At 47.9% G+C, this 18,743-nt stretch carries 18 protein-coding genes; 16 read left to right on the forward strand and 2 right to left on the reverse strand.

Annotated features, from left to right (window positions below; genetic code table 11):
- Positions 1-13: 13 nt before the first annotated feature.
- From QZT80_RS08705 to QZT80_RS08725, 5 genes are all read left to right on the forward strand, one after another.
- Positions 14-1,207, forward strand: a complete 1,194-nt coding sequence (locus QZT80_RS08705) for a FecR family protein (protein ID WP_295120592.1) — start codon at positions 14-16, stop codon at positions 1,205-1,207.
- 303 nt (positions 1,208-1,510) lie between these two features.
- Complete coding sequence (locus QZT80_RS08710; protein ID WP_295120595.1) at positions 1,511-5,050, forward strand: SusC/RagA family TonB-linked outer membrane protein; 3,540 nt, start codon at positions 1,511-1,513, stop codon at positions 5,048-5,050.
- Positions 5,051-5,061: 11 nt separating this feature from the next.
- Positions 5,062-6,432: a RagB/SusD family nutrient uptake outer membrane protein gene (locus QZT80_RS08715; RefSeq protein WP_295120597.1), complete on the forward strand. Its 1,371-nt coding sequence runs from the start codon at positions 5,062-5,064 to the stop codon at positions 6,430-6,432.
- An 18-nt stretch (positions 6,433-6,450) separates the two neighbouring features.
- Positions 6,451-7,389 (forward strand): discoidin domain-containing protein, encoded by a 939-nt coding sequence (locus tag QZT80_RS08720; protein WP_295120600.1) that lies wholly within the window; start codon positions 6,451-6,453, stop codon positions 7,387-7,389.
- Positions 7,390-7,413: 24 nt separating this feature from the next.
- Entirely contained in the window at positions 7,414-8,547 is a 1,134-nt protein-coding gene (locus QZT80_RS08725; protein ID WP_295120603.1) for a TlpA disulfide reductase family protein, read from the forward strand.
- Positions 8,548-8,615: 68 nt separating this feature from the next.
- Here QZT80_RS08725 and QZT80_RS08730 read toward each other — a convergent pair whose 3' ends face one another.
- Positions 8,616-9,134 carry a hypothetical protein gene (locus tag QZT80_RS08730; protein ID WP_295120605.1) on the reverse strand — a complete coding sequence of 173 codons (519 nt, stop codon included), beginning with the start codon at positions 9,132-9,134 and terminating at the stop codon, positions 8,616-8,618.
- A gap of 219 nt (positions 9,135-9,353) precedes the next feature.
- On the opposite strand from QZT80_RS08730, the gene QZT80_RS08735 reads away from it, so the two are divergent.
- The 6 genes from QZT80_RS08735 to QZT80_RS08760 all read left to right on the forward strand — a co-directional run bounded on the left by QZT80_RS08735 (position 9,354) and on the right by QZT80_RS08760 (position 13,109).
- Positions 9,354-9,872: a YceI family protein gene (locus QZT80_RS08735; protein ID WP_295120608.1), complete on the forward strand. Its 519-nt coding sequence runs from the start codon at positions 9,354-9,356 to the stop codon at positions 9,870-9,872.
- A gap of 25 nt (positions 9,873-9,897) precedes the next feature.
- Positions 9,898-10,116, forward strand: coding sequence for a 4-oxalocrotonate tautomerase family protein (locus tag QZT80_RS08740; RefSeq protein ID WP_295120611.1), 219 nt, complete (start codon positions 9,898-9,900; stop codon positions 10,114-10,116).
- 4 nt (positions 10,117-10,120) lie between these two features.
- Positions 10,121-10,855, forward strand: coding sequence for an SDR family NAD(P)-dependent oxidoreductase (locus QZT80_RS08745; protein ID WP_295120613.1), 735 nt, complete (start codon positions 10,121-10,123; stop codon positions 10,853-10,855).
- A gap of 73 nt (positions 10,856-10,928) precedes the next feature.
- Positions 10,929-11,309: a nuclear transport factor 2 family protein gene (locus QZT80_RS08750; RefSeq protein ID WP_295120616.1), complete on the forward strand. Its 381-nt coding sequence runs from the start codon at positions 10,929-10,931 to the stop codon at positions 11,307-11,309.
- A gap of 69 nt (positions 11,310-11,378) precedes the next feature.
- Positions 11,379-11,948: a Crp/Fnr family transcriptional regulator gene (locus tag QZT80_RS08755; protein ID WP_295120618.1), complete on the forward strand. Its 570-nt coding sequence runs from the start codon at positions 11,379-11,381 to the stop codon at positions 11,946-11,948.
- Positions 11,949-12,023: 75 nt separating this feature from the next.
- Complete coding sequence (locus tag QZT80_RS08760; protein WP_295120621.1) at positions 12,024-13,109, forward strand: nitronate monooxygenase; 1,086 nt, start codon at positions 12,024-12,026, stop codon at positions 13,107-13,109.
- Positions 13,110-13,318: 209 nt separating this feature from the next.
- Here QZT80_RS08760 and QZT80_RS08765 read toward each other — a convergent pair whose 3' ends face one another.
- Positions 13,319-14,218: an AraC family transcriptional regulator gene (locus tag QZT80_RS08765; protein WP_295120623.1), complete on the reverse strand. Its 900-nt coding sequence runs from the start codon at positions 14,216-14,218 to the stop codon at positions 13,319-13,321.
- Positions 14,219-14,369: 151 nt separating this feature from the next.
- On the opposite strand from QZT80_RS08765, the gene QZT80_RS08770 reads away from it, so the two are divergent.
- From QZT80_RS08770 to QZT80_RS08790, 5 genes are all read left to right on the forward strand, one after another.
- Positions 14,370-15,254 carry a sugar phosphate isomerase/epimerase gene (locus QZT80_RS08770; protein ID WP_295120626.1) on the forward strand — a complete coding sequence of 295 codons (885 nt, stop codon included), beginning with the start codon at positions 14,370-14,372 and terminating at the stop codon, positions 15,252-15,254.
- Positions 15,255-15,353: 99 nt separating this feature from the next.
- The gene (locus QZT80_RS08775) at positions 15,354-16,424 is read left to right on the forward strand and encodes a mandelate racemase/muconate lactonizing enzyme family protein (protein ID WP_295120629.1); all 1,071 of its coding nucleotides are present in this window, start codon (positions 15,354-15,356) and stop codon (positions 16,422-16,424) included.
- 10 nt (positions 16,425-16,434) lie between these two features.
- Positions 16,435-16,926, forward strand: a complete 492-nt coding sequence (locus QZT80_RS08780; protein WP_295120632.1) for a VOC family protein — start codon at positions 16,435-16,437, stop codon at positions 16,924-16,926.
- Positions 16,923-17,858, forward strand: coding sequence for a 2-hydroxyacid dehydrogenase (locus QZT80_RS08785; protein WP_295120635.1), 936 nt, complete (start codon positions 16,923-16,925; stop codon positions 17,856-17,858). The genes QZT80_RS08780 and QZT80_RS08785 overlap by 4 nt, the downstream gene beginning before the upstream one ends.
- A complete protein-coding gene (locus QZT80_RS08790) occupies positions 17,855-18,736 on the forward strand; it encodes a ThuA domain-containing protein (protein WP_295120638.1) in 882 nt (293 codons plus the stop codon). The genes QZT80_RS08785 and QZT80_RS08790 overlap by 4 nt, the downstream gene beginning before the upstream one ends.
- Positions 18,737-18,743 lie beyond the last annotated feature (7 nt).

Consider the following 18,743-nt stretch of genomic DNA (forward strand, 5'->3'; position numbering starts at 1 on the left):
TAAACAATAACGCTTGAACAGGGAAATTATCGAAAGAGCAGATCAATTGCTGGAACTGGTACGGACCAAAAAAGCCGCAGCTGGTGATTATGACGAACTGCTGCAACTTATGGACGCGCATACAGAGTCCTGGTTCACCGCGTATATACAAAGTTATTTCAGCACAAATAGTGTGAATGTGCCGCAACAGTCGCCTTCGTCGCATAGTTCGGCCTGGCAGGCCATGTTGCGCGATGTGATGGATACAGATAAAACCGTTTCTGTAGAAACAAAAAAACGTTCTATACGTCCGATGCGTACCTGGTATTTCGCGGCAGCCGCCGTAGCAGTACTGGTGGCGGTAGGGTTAATGGTCTGGAATCGGGATGGCAATGAAATGGCTGTGCCCCCTGCCGGGCAGCTGGCAGGTGTTAATATAGAACCGGGCAAAGATGGCGCGGTACTGACGTTAGAAGATGGCAGTACAGTAGTGCTGGATAGTTTGGGTAACGGACTGGTATCGTCGCAGTCAGGCGCGCGGGTGATGTTGCAAAACGGGCAGCTGGCTTACGAAGCATCCTCTCACGAAAGCGGTAAGGTAGCCTGGAATAACATTGCTACGCCAAAGGCCCGCCAATTCAGGCTTACGCTGGAGGATGGCACCAGGGTATGGCTGAACGCCGCGTCCAGCTTACGTTACCCTACCACCTTTAAAGGACCGGAAAGAAAAGTACAGCTCACCGGCGAGGCTTATTTCGAAGTGGCTAAGACCGCAAAACAGCCTTTCCGCGTAGTGATCGGAGATTCTGCTACCGTGGAAGTATTGGGTACCAGCTTCAATATCAATGCTTATGCAGATGAGCCGGTAGTGCGCACCACGCTGCTGGATGGCAGTGTACGGGTAACTAAAAGAGAGGAATTTCTACAGTTACAGCCTGGTCAGCAGGCAGTCATGCAGCAGCATATTACGATCGAGCGATCTGTAAATATACAGGGCGCAGTATCCTGGAAAGATGGGAAGTTCAATTTCGAGGGTGCTTCGCTGGAAGAGTTTATGAGGCAATTATCCCGTTGGTACGATATAGAAGTAGAATACAAAGGGCGTACGCCAAAAATGAGGATCAGGGGTAAAGCCGATCGCGACCTGCCATTGCAGGAGCTGCTGGGTGGCCTGGGCGACCTCGGCGTACGTTACCAGTTTGATGGCAGGAGACTAATTATTCAATGATAACAATGCCAACTTTAAAATCAAGCAAAATCTCAGACATGAAAAAGAAGTAACGTGAAGAGCGGCCATAAAAAAAGCCGGAGGTACTTGGAACTACCGCCGGCCAGGTTAGGCTGATCTCGAACAAATGCATCTCGCGAAAGAATTATCTGTTTATCATTTCAACCAAACTGTTGCAAAAGTATGAAATTAATCACTTTTTGTAACGGAGGGGCATTTATTGTCAAGCCCTTCCCGATATCAACCAAATCTGGGATCGCAGCCATCTTCAAGTGTGATCCGGCAATTAAAAGGAAAGTTCTAATGCAGGTTAAACTAATTGCCATCCTGTTAACTGGTTTTATGTGCCATGTGTCTGCAAAAACACATTCACAAACCGTTACCATTTCCGGCACCAATTTAAAATTGGAGAATGTGCTGGCTGCCATAGAAAAGCAGACCGGCTATACTGCGCTTTACAATGAAGCTGATCTGAAAAATGCAGGAACATTCAACCTTTCTGTGAGAGATTTGCCTTTAAAGTCGTTACTGGATTATGTGTTTACGGAGCAGCCGCTGGATTACACCATCAGGCGGACAACGATCTTTATCCGTAATAAACCGGTGATGCCTGGTAAAAAAGAGGAAGAGGCAGCTGCATTGCCACCTGTAAAGGGGCGCGTAACGGATTCTACCGGCAGGGTGCTGGCAGGTGTGAGTATTACCGTAACCAGGGGTAACTCGCCGATCGGGGTAGCACTTACAGACGCCAAAGGCGAATTCTCCATTGCCGTGGAAATGCAGAAAGGCGACCGGTTATTCTTTTCGTCTGTAGGTTTCGAAAGCCAGATGCTGACACTGGATAACCTGAACGCTACGGTAAACGTAACGTTGCGGCAGGCGGTAAAGGCACTCACGGCCTACGAGGTAACCGTTAATACCGGCTACCAGCGCATCCGTCCGGAGCAAAGCACCGGCGCGGTTTCGCAGATCGGTACTAAGGAATATGAATCCAGGATCAGCACTAATTTCCTCGACGGCCTGGTGAACAGGTTACCAGGTTTGATGATCAACAATAATGTAAACTTTACCAGCGATGGAAATAGTCGCCCATTGTTCAATATCCGTGGTATCTCCACTATGTCGGCGAATGAAAGTCCGCTGATCGTAATTGATGGTTATCCTACAGAGCTGACGCTGAACATGCTGGACCCGAATGAGATAGAGTCTGTAACGATCCTGAAAGATGCAGCTGCAGCTACCGTGTATGGCGTAAGAGCCTCTAACGGTGTTATTGTGATTGTAAGGAAACAGGCTGCTGCTGGTAGACCAAAGTTTACTTTCAGGTCTACGGTAGGTGTTACACCCAAAGAGAATTACAACCGTTACAGGTGGGAAGATAATGCATCGTCAGTGGTGGCGGGTTACCAGAAAAACCTGTATTCGCAAAGCATTAACGCCGGTACCTGGAACCAGTTAGGTACGGGTGTAAGCAATGGCGGCACGGTGTCGCGTTCGCCCGTATATCTGATACTGGCGCAACAGGCAGCTAACATGATCACTGCAGAACAGGCATCCACTGCATTGGCAAATCTTGAAAGCTACGATAACCTGGATGATTACAGCAGGTTATTCGAACGTCCTGAAATAGCGCATAGCTACAACTTTAATGTTTCGGGGGGTAATGCTAATGCGTTGTACTACATTACGGCTAACTATACAGGCAATCGTTTGGCAAAAATAAAGAACGATAACAGCCGGTTCCTGCTTTCTGCCCGGTCTACTTTAAAATTCACGCAACGCCTTTCCCTGGAATTGACTACGGACTACCAGGAATGGTTCGCGAAGTCGGCTCCCACACCAGTTGCTGCTACGTATAGCCCGTTCGAGCGTTTCCAGGATGTAAACGGCAAGCCTAATGCCGTTACCTATTCAGGAAGTTTAACACCCACTTACAACGATGTGCTGGTGTCGCAGGGGCTTTATAATTTGCTTTATTACCCTTTGATAGAGGCGAACGAAGTGAGCGATAAAACGCATACGGTTAACAATCGTATCACTGCTAATTTTGTTTACGGACTTGGCGGTGGCTTTGATTTGCAATTCGGTGGTATCTATGAAACTTCCCGTTCTGACATAGACCACCTGGCATCCGAATTGTCTTTTGATGCAAGGAGATACGTGAATGCTTACGTGGCGAGAAATACAGACGGCAGCCTGAAGTACAATGTTCCGAGAGGCGGCTATCTAAGGCAGCGTGATGCCAATACTTCTGGTTATACTGTGCGTGCGCAGTTAAATTATAATAAGAAGATCGGTGTACATTCCTTCAATGGTATAGTGGGAGCGGAAGTGCGCAACCTGATCCAGGAAAGCAATATGTCTTCCTACTTCGGTTATAACGATGGCACACTGTTGCACCAGCCGATCGATTTTGCCGGTATTAACAACGGTACTGTCAGGGGTACATTTAACATGGGTGCCTCGTTGCAGAACATGTATACCAGTTTCTTTGATCAGCAATATGTAGAAGACCGCTTCCTATCGGCCTACGCCAATATGGTGTACGCTTACAAAAATACATACTCCCTGACAGGAAGTATCCGTATAGACCAGTCGAACCTTTTCGGTACCAACCCGAAATACAAGTATAAACCGCTTTGGTCTGGTGGCGCCGCATGGAACATCCATAACGAGGCATTTATGCAGGATGTGGTGTGGATCAGGCAGATGAAACTGCGCGCAGCTTACGGCTTCAATGGTAACGTAGCTAAAATGTCGCTTCCGCAGGTGATTGCACAGGCATATATCAATCCTTATACAAATCCAGCCAGCGCTTCACTCAGGAAAATATCTTACGCCAACAGCAGCCTGCGTTGGGAGCAAACCAGCAACTTCAACGTAGGTGTGGATTATAGCTTTTTCAGAAATGTGTCGGGTAGCGTGGACTACTACCGTAAGAACAGTACCGACCTGTTAGGCAACTCGCTGATCGATCCTACGATTGGCGCCAGTCCTTCCCTGATTAACAAGGCAAACATCCGCAACAATGGGGTAGAGGTAGCACTTCGCGCCGACTGGATCGCTAAACCAAATTTTAACTGGAATACCGGCCTTGTATTGGCCCGCAACACCAGCAAGGTGATGGAAGTGTACCAGAGGGGCGATTTTAATCCACAAACATTAAACGCGCTTGGCTTCGTGAAAGGATATCCCGTAGGTGCATTGTTTGCCTATCGCTGGGCGGGACTTGATACCGCCGGTTATCCGCTGGTATCGGATGGCAAGGGAACGAACTATCGTAGCAACATTAATACGACAGGTAACGCCATGACCAAACTGATGGCCAGCGATACTTCCGGGTTTACGCATTATATGGGTTCTTCTATTCCTACTATCAATGCGGGTTTAAGCAACCGTGTGGATTTTGGGAAGTTTTACGTGTTCTGCATGATCAATTACTATGGTGGATTTAAAGTTCGCGTACCAAGGGCCAATCCGTCGCTGGCAAGGCCGCTGGAAGGCGCCGGTACTTACTGGAAAACGAAGGGGGATGAACTGACTACTGAGGTGCAGGGGCTTGCCGCTTACAATAGTGCGAACTCTAATAACGCTTACAATTATGCGGATAAATACGTGGTAAATGGTGATTACATCACACTGGGCGACCTTACGGTTTCTTACAGTTTAGATGACATCCCTGCTATCAAACGCGCGGGTTTCAGTCATTTCGAAGTGAAATGCCAGGCCTCTAATATTTACACGGTGGGCTTCAATAAGTATAACTACAGCATGGCTACCGGTGGCTTTCAGAAATCGTATGTAACGCCTACATACACGATTGCCTTATTCACCAACTTCTAAATTGTAACAACGTGAAACTGTATCAATATAAAATAATTACGCTCCTGCTTTGTTGCCTGGTTTTTACCGGGTGCGACAAATACCTGGATATTACGCCGAAGGGCAAAAGATTGCTGTCTACCGTAGCGGATTACGACCAGTGGTTAAATGATGAAACACTCATTTACGGGGCAGGAACGGGACAGGGCGTTACCAATTATTTAGGTGATAACATCGACATAGTAGGTATTACGAATCCGCCCACCACTGCCGCCGAATTGGTGTATACCTGGGCCCCGCAGTTTTCTACAGACGTTAACGCGGTACCTTACTTCTGGGGCGAGCATTACGGTAAGATCAACCTGTACAACACCGTGTTGCTCGGCATCGACGATGCCACCGGCGGCACCGGCAGCCAGAAAAGAAGCCTGAAAGCCGAAGCTTTACTGGGCCGGGCGTTGGAGTACTTTTACCTCGTAAACTTGTACGGCAAACAATACGATTCAGCCACAGTGGCCCAGGATCTTGCAGTACCTTTTGTTACCTCCAATGATGTTTCGCAGTCTGTGCCAAACAGAAGTACGATCGCGGTGATGTATAAACATATGATCGATGATCTGAATGCTGCCATCCCCGACCTGCCGGATGATAACAGCGCTAACCGTTTCCGCGCCTCGAAAGCAGGTGCATACAGCGTACTGTCAAGAGTATATTTCTACGCACGTAATTATACAGATGCCAGGAGATATGCCGAAATGGCCCTGGGTGCTACCAAAGCGGTGATGTTCGACCTTAACGGCACACTGCCTTTAACCGATATGTTAAGTGTTCGTTCAGACGCTATTTACGCCAGGATGATATTAGGCAACTTTAATGTAACGCTGGATTACATGCGCACTTTTGCCACCAACGACCAGCGTGTAAGAAAAATGTTCTACAATGTGGACGGGTATACTTTTGTCACAAGGGGAGCAACTTTATTTATCCCTAATTACCTCACCCCGGTGCTGACTTATGTAAACACGGGTACCTCCGTACAGGAAATGAAACTGATCATCGCCGAATGTGCTGCCCGCAGCAATGACCTTACGCTGGCACTGCAGCACCTAGATGAGGTACGTAAAAACCGTTTTACAACAGCCACTTATGTACCTTTTCAGTCGGGCGACCAGGAAACGGTATTACAGGAAGTGCTGAAGGAAAGATACCACGAGCTGGGCTTCAACTCCCTCCGCTGGTTCGATATGCGCCGCCTGGATAAAGAGAACAGGATGCCTGCGGTAAACAGGTATAATGCACAGGGTGCTGTGGTAGCTACATTGCCGCCGCATAGCGACCGGTACACCCTGCAGATTCCTTTGCAGGCGATCTCCTTTAATCCGGGTATGGAACAGAATCCTTAAACAACAAAAAGTAAAATCATGCGTAGAATATATATAGCCATCATTTTGCCGCTCCTCGTATTAGTGGCGGCATGCAGCAAAGATGATAGCCCGGCGATGCTTCCGGAAGGCAGCGTGGCTTTCAGTCAGGCTGCCGGCCAGGATACGATCGTAATGCCGCTTTCTATCCTGAAAGACTCAGCGATCGTACTTGGTTTAAAAGCGGTGTTAACCGAAACCGCTTCAGGGGGTAAACACTGGGTAAAGTTTGCAGTAGATACCAACAAAATAGCCGATTATCGTGCGCGGTTTGGTAGTGCCCTGTTACTTCCCACCACCAGTTATCTCTTTTTTAAGGCAGATGCGCAAATTGCAGAAGATACTTCTCTTTCTGAAGAAGGGCAGCTCAATATCGGGCAGCAAACGAAGCTGATCGAGTATAGTACCTACGTATTGCCGGTAGTCATTCAATCGGTAGATGGTAATGTAGACGGGATAGCCACGAACCGCGTATTGTACTTCGTGTTTAAAACCGGTAAACCCGCCGTGATCAATAAATTGGGCTGGACGATTGCCGCTTTCTCTTCTCAGAACGGTACATTCGCGCCTACTACACTGCTGGATGATAATAACTTAACAACTTATTGGGCCAGTAATATCCAGCAAACGATGCCTCAGTGGGTGAATATCAGCTTTAACAAGGAGCTTACTTTCACTGCGTTGAATTATTATTTGCCTACTGCCTTACGGTACCCTACCCTGGGAGGTTATCCAACATCGATACAGATTGAAACCAGCATGGATGGCACTACCTGGACCAGCAAAGGTGTCTTTGCCGGCAATGTGGTAAACAATATGCAAACGATCCAGTTGGGCGAAACTAAGGCCAGGTACCTGCGTTTTACCGCACTGGCCTGTGTGAAGTATAACAATGCCTACGATGCCGTGTTTATCAGCGGCATTGGACTGGTTCCTTAATTATTAAATAAAAAACAACCATAGATGAAAACGAAATTGATTCTTGCACTGGCCTGCAGCCTGCCTTTAGGCGCAATGGCACAGAAAGACTTTACACTTCGGGGTAAGGTAGGTAAAAAGAGCGCGCCCGCCATGATGTATCTTAGTTACAGCAAGGGCAGCGAAAAAGTATCCGACTCAGTATTATTGAAGAACGGAAGTTTCTCTTTTACCGGTAAACTGGATAACCCGGTAATGGCTACACTTGTCCTTAAACACGATACGGCTAAGATCAAAAAATACGCCGACATCGATCATTTGATGTTCTATATAGAGAACTCGGCCATCACCGTTACTTCACCAGACTCTGTTCACCGCGCCACGGTGAAAGGCTCTCTTACCAATGATGAAAGTAAGCTATTGGCTAACTTGAGGAAGCCTTATAAGAAAAGTGCCGATTCACTCACGAAGGTATATTACGGCCTAACGGCCGAACAGCGTAAGGATTCTTCATGGTTGGTACCTGCGGGGAAGGTCATGCGCGAAACGCAGAGGGGCTACGACAGCGTTTCAAGGGCATTCATCGCTTCTCATCCCAATTCTCACATCGCGCTTAATGCTTTTAACGAGATAGAGCTGGCCTACAACTTCAATGCGGATACAGCTTCAGCCAGGTTTATGAAGTTGTCGCCTGCCCTGAGGGCCACTGCTACCGGTAAAAGCGTGGCCGAAAGGATAGAAACGGGTAAAAAAGCCAGCATAGGCAAAATGGCCATGGATTTTTCGGAGAAAGATACCACCGGCGCCATCGTTAAACTATCGGACTACCGCGGCCGATACGTATTGGTAGATTTCTGGGCGTCGTGGTGCAGTCCCTGCCGTGCAGAAAACCCTAACCTGCTGGTAGCGTACAATAAGTATAAAGATAAAAACTTCACCATCCTGGGTGTTTCGCTGGATGATGAAAAAGCGAGAAGAGCCTGGCTGGGTGCCGTGCAGCAGGATGGTTTGCCCTGGACGCAGGTTTCTGAGCTGAAGGGCTTTAGTGCCGCATCGGCTAAGTTGTATGATGTAAAGGCTATTCCTACTAACTACCTGATCGATCCCAGTGGTAAGATCATTGGTAAGAATTTGCGTGGAGAGGAATTACATGCGGAGCTGGCAAAGTTGCTCAAATAGTATTGCATCTATATCATCGTATAGAAAAGGGCGCCTCGTGATGAAGCGCCCTTTTCTAATCACCTATCCTACCATCCCTTTTTTACCCTGAACTTACCCTCTATCTTCGCCTGTTGCATCAGCGCATCGCCATAACCGGCAGGGTCCATTAAAAAAGTGCCTTCAATAAATCCATCTTTTTCTCCCATAGTGGTAATGGTAACACCACCACCACTTACGTACATACCGGTTTCGGTTACATAATAGGGCACATAATTGTTTCCGTCATCAATCAGGTAATGTGCATGCGTGCCCTCGGCAGCGCCGATAGCCTTGTAAGCGTGTGTGCCAATACCGCCCATCCAACGGATAAGGATCGAGCTGCCCACTTCGTCGCTGTCGAGATCGGCGATAGCATAGTAACCTTCCCTGAACTTTACCGCGGGGCCGGCCACGCGTTTTTGCCAGGCGCCGCCATCTACGCGGATCTGTATTTCGCCTTTAATGGGGCCGTTTTCTTCTCTCGGTTTTGAATCGCTCTCTTTTGAGCAGGACAATAAGAATACAGCCAGCAAAGATGCCAGCAGCAAATTGGGGTTAAGTTTCATTTTAATCTTTTTAGGTGTTAACTGTTTCTGTAAATAATGTGCGCAAGTTAGGCACGGCTATCAGTGCTGCAATGGCTGATGTGGTTGAACCGGGATAAATAGCGTATCAATTGAAAAGTGACCTGGATCACATTATAACCCGCCCATTTCAAATGTGATCTGCATCACGCAACCACCTCGCGATTACTTGCGAATTTTGAGTTATCAAAAACAAACAACATGAAAAATCAAACATTCCAAATCGTAAGTACCCAGAGCAATATTGACTGGGTTGGTAAAAAAGTAACCGGCGCACATAATGGCACCATCAACATTAAAGAAGGCGAAATTATTTTAAATGACGGGCAGATAACCGGCGGTAAATTTATTATCGACGTAGCCTCCATCAGCATCCTGGATGTTACCGATCCGGCTACGAATGCGCAGTTCGCAGGTCACCTCGCCTCCGACGATTTTTTTTCTACAGAAAAGTATCCGGAAGCAACGCTGGAAATCACGGCAGTATCGGGTAACCATATTACGGGCGACCTTACGATTAAAGGGATCACCCATCCGGTTGCATTTGATGCGATTGCGCAGGTAAGTGGCGATTTATTGACGGCCGCAGGCAAAGTGTTGGTAGACCGTACTAAATACGGTATAAAATTCCGCTCGGGCAATTTCTTCAAAGATTTGGGCGATACCCTTATCTACAATGATTTTGAACTAAACGTTACTATCACCGCCAAAGCCGCATAACGGGCTTTGGCACAAAACGAAAGCTATGCCTTACGTTAAAATAGAAGTCACCCGCGAAGGGGTTACCAGGGAGCAAAAACAGGCACTGATCAAAGGTGTTACCGATGTGATCACCGATGTGCTGAACAAAGATCCGCATCTAACCCATGTGGTAATCCAGGAAATAGAATTGGATGACTGGGGATATGCAGGCGAACAGGTGTCGGTGTTGAGGGAAAAAGGTATTACGGCAGATAAAAAATAAGAACATGAAAAAGCAAACGATCATCGTAACCGGCGCCTCATCGGGCATCGGTAAAGAAGTAGCCCGCCACTTCCTGGCACTGGGTGATAATGTAGTGATCAACTCCGCTACTGCCGGAAAGCTGGAATTAGTGTACCGGGAACTGGGGGCAGGCGATAACCTGGCCATGGTGGCCGGGGATGTAAGTCAGAAAAGTACGGGCGAACGGCTACTGGCAGTAGCGCTGGAGAAATTCGGGTCGGCCGATGTGCTGGTGAACAATGCCGGTATCTACGAAACAAAACCTTTCCTGGAAGTGGACGAGGCCTACCTCGACCGCTTCCTGAAAACAAACCTGAAGGGTACGTTTTTCACTACACAGGCAATTCTTCCGCAAATGCTCAAACAGCAGCAGGGAGTAGTGATCAATATCGGTACACCACTGGTACACCATGCGCTGGGCGGCGCACCTTCATCTGCCCCCATCGCCTCTAAGGGCGCTATACATGCCCTCACCCTGCAACTGGCCGCCGAATTCGGGAAATATAACATCCGGGTTAATACCGTAGCGCCAGGGATAATACGTACGCCCATGCATGGCGAAGAGGCCGATCAGAGCGCGGGTTTACACCTGCTTAATCGTGTGGGAGAAGTAGCGGATGTGGCAGAGATGGTATACACCATTGCTAAAAGTAATTTCATCAGCGGCGCGATCATCGGCGTAGACGGTGGTATGGGCGCGGGGCATCATCTGAATTAGGATGAGAAGGATAGGGCTTTTCATTTTATCATTAACGGCTTTGCTTACAGCGAAAGCACAAAACAGATTAACCATGAACACGCATAACCAGGATTCATCAGCCATTACCCGGGTGTTGGAGCACGGCTATTTCAGGGGTATTTATGAAGGTGATATCAGCGTATTGGGCGCTGCATTCCATCCCGATGCACTGTTGTTCGGCGACATAAAAGGGAAGCCTTATGCCAAAACGCTGGAACAGTACCTCGATGGCGTGGCAAACCGCCAAAGCCCCAGGGATTCGGGGAGATCTTTTAAAGGAACGATCATATCTGTTGATGTGATTAATTCGATAGCAGTGGCCAAAGTGAACCTGAAGATGTACGAATTCAATTATTATGATTTACTGTCGTTCCATAACATCGACGGGCGCTGGGTGATCGTTAACAAGATGCTCACAGACGTGGAGGAGTAGGACAAGTGATGCTGCTGCGTTATTGCCGGAAATCTTTAACTTTAAGGAAACTCCGGAAATACAGCTCATATGGGATCAACAGCCAAAGAGGTTTTAAAAGCACATATCGCCAAAACGGTTACACTTACCGATGAACAGTTTGATTATGTATTTTCCTTTTTCAAACCGCAAAGCTTTAAGAAAGGGCAGGCGATTATTTCAGAGGGGGATGCGGTAACAACGGAGTACTTCGTATTATCCGGCTGTTTAAAATCGTTCTTTATCAACGATGACCTGAAGATGTTTATCCTGCAGTTTGCGATGCCTACCTGGTGGGTGTCTGACTACAGCGCCTTGTACAACCAGACAAAAGCGACCGTGAACGTGGATTGTATTACCGATGCGGAAGTGCTGTTGCTGAGTAATGCCGACCGGGAGAAGCTGTGTAGTGAATTGCACGCGGTAGAACATTTTTTCCGCTGGCGTACGAACCGGGGATATGTAGCGGCGCAGAAACGGCTGTTATCTTTTATGAATAATGATGTGAAACACCGCTACGAAGAACTGCTGAACCAGTACCCGGAATTGTATAACATGGTGCCCAAAAAGCTAATAGCCGCTTACCTGGGTGTATCCCGCGAAACACTGAGCAGGTTGTAAAATGTGAGGCATATCACACAGTGAACCGGTTTTTCCTTCCGACCTTTAATCTATAAATCAAAAAAATTAAATACTATGTGGCACCGTACAAGCGTATCGGAAATGCTGGGTATTGATTATCCTGTTATGCAGGGCCCCTTCGGAGGCAACCTGTCTTCTGTTCAGCTGGTGTCTGCGGTATCTGACGCAGGCGGAGTGGGTGGTTATGGGGCGTATACACTGGAACCGCAGGAGATCATAAATATAGACAATCAGATCAAAGCGGCTACCAATAAGCCGTATAATATTAACCTGTGGGTGTCGGATACGGATACACCTGATGGTACTGTGTCTGACGAGCAGTTCAGGCGGGCAGGCGCTTTGTTTAAACCTTATTTTGATGAACTGGGTATAGCATTGCCACAGAAGCCCGGCCCGTTTACATCCCGTTTCGAAAACCAGGTAGAAGCACTGCTGCACCAGCGGCCACCGGTATTCAGTTTTGTATTTGGTATTCCTTCGGCCGATATACTGGAACAGTTCCGTAAACTGGGCACTGCTACGGTGGGTGCTGCTACTACACTGGATGAAGCGATTGCGCTGGAAGCGGCGGGTGTAGATATGATCGTTGCTTCTGGTTTTGAGGCGGGTGGGCACAGGCCATCTTTCCTGAAGAAAGAAGAATCGTCGTTAACCGGTACGTTCGTTTTACTGCAATTGATCAAAGAAAAGGTAAAACTGCCGGTGATTGCAGCAGGTGGCATTGCGAACGCTAAAGGTGTTGCGGCTGCGCTGGCACTGGGCGCTGATGGAGTGCAAATAGGCACGGCTTTCCTGGCTACAGAGGAATCGAATGCTACAGCTATTCACCGTCAAATGTTATTCTCCGATGCCGCCAGGCATACCACTTTGTCGAGGGCGTTTACCGGAAGGCTCGGACGAGTACTGGCCAATCGCCTTACGGACGACCTGTTAACCCAGGAGCGGGAATTCCTGCCATTTCCGCTACAATCGCAGTTCATGTCACATTTAAGGAAAGGAGTGCTGGAACAGGAGAAATGGGATATGACGCAGTTTTGGAGCGGGCAGATAGCACCGGTGTTGAAACATAAAAAGGCGACAGAACTGATGAAAGATATCGTGGATGGAACAACGTCGTATTTCGATCGTTTAAGAAAGTAGAGAGGTGTGTTTTAGGGACAGGCACGCTCGCAGGAGCAGGCCTTCCGGTTATATTCGTCGGTGCATTATCTGGGTATAAGACGATATGGAGATAACGTATTAAATCGGTAAGTTGATGCGGCACAGCCAGAGGGGAGGAGCCCTGCTTAAAAAGGCGGTGGGCTGACCGGGTGCAGCGCTTCGGGGAACTTCGCGCGCTGAACGGGATGTCAGTCGGTAGCACGCAACATTGGGGTGTTGGCATTACTTTCAATAAATACCTTACGGTATTCCCTGGGCGATATTCCCTGGTGAATTTTAAATTGCCTGTTAAAGTAGGAAACGTTATCAAAACCACAGGCGTAACAGATGTCGGTAATGTTACTTTCCTTTCCTATTAGTAGTTTCCTGGCATGACTGATCCTTATCTCATTTACAAACTGTGAGAATGTTTTGTGGGTGCTTCTTTTAAAGTAACGGCAAAACGCTGCTTCACTCATGCAGGCCAGGGAAGCCGCCGATCGGATGTCTACATCCTGATGATAATTTTCAAATACATAGTTGAAAATGGAAGCCAGTTTTTCAGCATCACTTTCCCTGTACCGTGTTTTCCTGATGTCGCCGGTCAGTAATAAAGTGCCCTCCTTACTACGCAGGCACAGTTCTTCCAGTATCTGTAGCAATAGTATGAAGTTCTTCATTTGCTGGTTCGGCTGGAACTGGAAGAACGGGGTGCTGAGGGCTGACCCGGCATTGCTGAATTTCAGGCCATATACTGATTGTTGCAGCAGTTCCTTCACTTTTCTCAGCTCCAGGGTCTCAAAGAAATCCTTCCCCATGAAATCTGCGGTGAATTGTACCACGATAGCATGTGCTACTTCTCCCTGGCTGGTGGACAGGTTGTCGCTGGAAAAACAATGCACCAGCCCCGGCCCGAACATGAAAATCTCACCTTCGTTATAATTCATCACCTTGTTGCCCACGTACACCTGGCCCGAACTTTTTACGATCAGGATCACTTCATACCCGTGGTGGAAATGGAAGGTGTTCGTAAACTGTGGCTGACAGTATTCCTTGATGGCAAAACTGGCATCCTCGGACGTCGATATATGTCGGTAAGAAACTTTCATTTGACCGTTTTTTGGTACAATACTTATTTTTAAGGGCTGAAAAAAAGCATTACGGTAAATATAGTATCGAAAACTGGCAAATGAAGTACTTTTATTTAAACGTAAGTCTGAATAAGTTTGTTAAACTAAACCACCTCTTATATAATACGTTATGGAACTCGCGATACACAATTGGATGCGTGCTGAAACTATAGCAACAACGATACGAAGAGTTGCAGCGATCGGGTATACCAGGCTCGAAGTGGCCGGAAGTCCGGAACAGTACAACACAAAAGACGTAAGAAAACTGATGAAGGAGCATGGCCTCACCTGCTGGGGTGCTGTAACCCTGATGCTCGGTGATCGTAACCTGGTATCCAGGAACGAAGCGCAACGCGCGGCTTCTGTGGAGTATGTGAAGGATGTAGTGAAGATGGTGAAGGAGCTGGATGGTCATATGGTGTCTGTAGTGCCAGGCACGGTTGGAAAGGTAGCGCCCGACGGAAGGCCGGATGAAGAATGGGAGTGGGCGGTTAATTCCATGAAGGAAATATATGAATATAGTGAGGCGGCAGGTGTAGTACTGGGTATAGAGCCCATCAACAGGTTTGAGACCTATTTCATTAATCGCGCAGAGCAGGCCTTGGCCCTGGCCGCGGAAGTGGGCCCAAACTGCGGCGTATGCCTGGATACCTTTCACATGAATATCGAAGAAGCGGATATGTTTGAAGCCATAAGAAAGGCAAAGGGGAAACTGGTAGGTTTTCATGTAGCCGATAATAACCGGATGGCACCGGGAATGGGGCACCTCAACTGGCAAAGGATCGTAGACACGCTGCGGGAAGTAAATTATAACAACGTACTTTCTGTGGAGTTCTGTCCGCCGCTGGACCGTACACCCGCCAATCCTTACCCGGGTTCCATTGACGAAATGCCCGAAAACCTTACACCGGAGCAGGAGAAATTCCTGGTAGATCACGGCAGTTCTTCCGTTACAGACGCGTTTTATACAATGCTCACCAAAGAGTCATATAACACCTTATCAAAACTTATCTAAAGCGTGAAAATAACTAACGTAGAAGCATTTTGGTTACGTTGCCCAATTCCGGAGGGAAAACAACATACGTCAGACTATGGGCTGCTCACCAATTTTGATATGACCCTTGTCGTAATAACAACGGATACAGGATTGCAGGGTTTTGGAGAGGCCAAAGCAGCAGTAGGTTCATCCGGCGTGTGTGCTTCCATTGTAAATTGTATCGAAAATGAGCTGAAGCCCATACTGCTGGGTAAGTCTTTTAAAGACATCACCCGCCTCTGGGAAGAAATGTATAACGGTACACGCGGTCACTACGCATTATCCAGGGGAAGGAAGTTTCCGGTCCTTGGCAGGCGGGGACTTACCGTGTCGGCAATGAGTGGTATTGATACTGCGTTATGGGACTTGAAAGGCAAGCTGTTGAACGTTCCCGTACTGGAATTGCTCGGAGGCGCCTGCAGGGATAAAATGCCGGCTTATGCAAGCGGAGGATGGGCAGATGTGCACAATATCGGCGAACAATTGAACGGATATGTAAGTAAGGGATTTCAGGGCGTGAAAATGCGGGTAGGGGTGATGGATGATACCGTGCAGAAAAGTATAGACAGGGTGAAGGCTGCAAGGGCTGCACTTGGGCCGGATATCAAATTGATGGTAGATGCGCATGGAACTTTCAGCGTACCGGAGGCGAAGCAATTTTGCAGAGGTGTGGAAGACTGTAATATATATTGGTTTGAAGAGCCGATTAGTCCGGACAATAGGAAAGGAACGGCGGAGGTAAGGGCTTCTACCCACATACCAATTGCTGCAGGCGAAAGTGAATTTACCTGTTTCGACATCCATGATCTTTTACAAATAAGGGCTATAGATGTTATACAGCCGGATGCTGCCATTATTGGCGGTATTTCAGAAGCCATGCGCGCGGGTCACCTGGCCAGCGTACACCAGGTAGAGCTGGCGCCACACTGCTGGGGCTCTGCCTTCTCTTTCATGGCGGGGCTCACGGTAGCCTTTGCCTCACCTGCTGCAACGATCATAGAGTTTTCTCTTGGAGGAAACCCCATGATGTACGACCTGGTAAACGAACAGATTGTTGTTACAGATGGCGAGATTGCCGCTCCCTCGGCTCCTGGATTAGGCGTAACCCCCAACTGGGATTTTGTAAAACAGTTTAAGCAGCCGGTTTAAATCATTACTTATGGCAAAAGCACTTAAAATTAATCACGTTACACTCATTGTAGACAATCTTGAGAAAGCTGGTGAGTTCTACGGGCAGGAACTCGGCCTGGAACCGCTTCCCGCGTTCCGGTTCGATTATCCTGTGATGTTTTTCAAATTTAACGATGAGCAGCAATTGCATATTTCGGAATGGGACGACCGTACTTCCTTTCGCGGGCATATCTGCGTACAGGTAGACGATTTCAGCAGCATCTTTTTTCGCATGAAAGAATTGAATGCTATTGATGTAAGTCCCTGGGGAAAGGTGAGGAAACTGCCCGATGGCGCCATGCAGATGTTTGTTCGTGATCCTGCCGGTAACCTGGTGGAAATTTCTTCTGTACCCGGCGCTGAAGTGGATGCCAGGATATTCACGGATGAACTTTACGAAGAAGGCTTGTATGTTTCAAACAGGAACGACTTCAGAGGATATAAATCGGATGATGCTACTTTATATCATAATAAACCATGATAAAAAACGTATTGCTACTTGAAACCATTGCACCAGAAGCATTAGCCGTATTGCAGGAAAGTGTGAATGTGTTCACAGGGTATGATGAAGCCAGCTTAAAGGAGGTTTTGAAGCAGGTGGAAGTACACGCTGTTATTACGAGGGGAAAAATGCAGATAGACAGGGCGTTGATGGAAGCCTGCCCTCATTTGCAGGTGGCTGCCAGGTGTGGTGTTGGACTGGATAATGTAGATGTGGCCGAAGCAACGGCCCGAAAGGTGCTGGTGATCAATGCCCCGGGCAGCAATGCCGCCACCATTGCAGAACATACACTTGCCCTGATGCTGATGTTAATGCGCGACTTGTATACATCGGCAGAACGGGTGAAGCAGAACGATTGGAACTGGCGGAATCAATATGCAGGCGATGAGCTGAATGGCAAAACCCTGGGCATACTGGGAATGGGAAACATTGGGAAACGTGTAGCCCGGCTGGCAGAGGCCTTTGATATGAAGGTGAAATATTGGAGCAGGTCGGCACAGGAGTGTTCTATGGAGGAAGTACTAAGCCAATCAGATATAGTAAGCCTGCACCTTCCATTAAATAAAGAAACAGATCAGATAATAGGAGTACAGCAACTGGCATATATGAAACCGGGTGCATTTCTGATCAATACGGCAAGAGGGGCGTTGATAGACCATGCAGCACTGCTGGAAGCTTTGAACACGCATGCCATAGCAGGTTTTGCTGCAGATGTACTGCCGGATGAACCACCCGTTCAAAACCTTTCGCTTGCGCAGCATCCGCGTACCATCATTACACCACATGCCGCCAGCCTTACGGCATCCACCTACCGGCGTATGTGCCTGCTTACGGTGAACAATGTGGTGGCAGTGCTTACTGGTCGCGAACCGGACTTAAACAGCGTTTATAATCGTAACTCAATTGTATGATAATTACTTTCCCTGTTAAGATGAAATTTTTCTGTATTGGTTTATTATTATCGCTAAGTACAGGTTTGTTGGGGGCACCATCTCCACCAAAGGCTAAAAAGCCCCTGGTTGTTTTTGTGTGCGGAGATCATGAATACAGTGGTGAAGAAACCCTCCCCATTATTGCGGCGGAGCTGGAAAGGCACTACGGTATGAGAACGATCGTACTGAAAGCCTCACCGGACCATAACAGCGAAGAGAATATACCCGGGCTGGAAGCATTAAAGGATGCCGATCTGGCCGTTTTCTTTTTGCGTTGGCGCAGGCTTCCGCCTGAACAACTGGCGCATATTGAAACTTACCTTAAAAGTGGAAAGCCGGTGATGGGTTTCCGCACCACCACACATGCATTCAATTTTCCCAAAGGGCATCCCAGCGAAAAATGGAACGCCTTCGGAGAGTTTGCCTTAAATGCACCTCCGGGCTGGGGTGGAAAAGCCAAACATACGCATTATGGGCACAATAGTAGTACCGACGTAAGTATCGTATCCAAAGAGGCCGGTAATCCTATCCTCACCGGTGTGGCAAAAGATTTTCATGTACGGTCATGGCTGTATCATGTTGTACCGGACTATCCCGTGAAAGGCTCCGTTCCGTTACTCACCGGTAAAGCCGTGAACCCGGAAGGAACAGCCGTCGAAAACCCCGTTGCCTGGACAGGCAAAAACGCTTTTGGCGGAAAGGTATTTATGACTACGATGGGCCACCCGGAAGACTTCAGGGTAGAAGCTTTTCAGCGGCTCGTCATAAATGCCGTTCATGATGAACTGGGCCTGAAAGTGCCAAAGAAATGGAAGGGTAAAATGGATATCCAGGTGCCTTATCGTGTTGCCAAATAAATACGCA

Origin of the sequence: uncultured Chitinophaga sp., from assembly GCF_902168175.1 — a bacterium.
In the GTDB taxonomy this organism is placed as follows: domain Bacteria; phylum Bacteroidota; class Bacteroidia; order Chitinophagales; family Chitinophagaceae; genus Chitinophaga.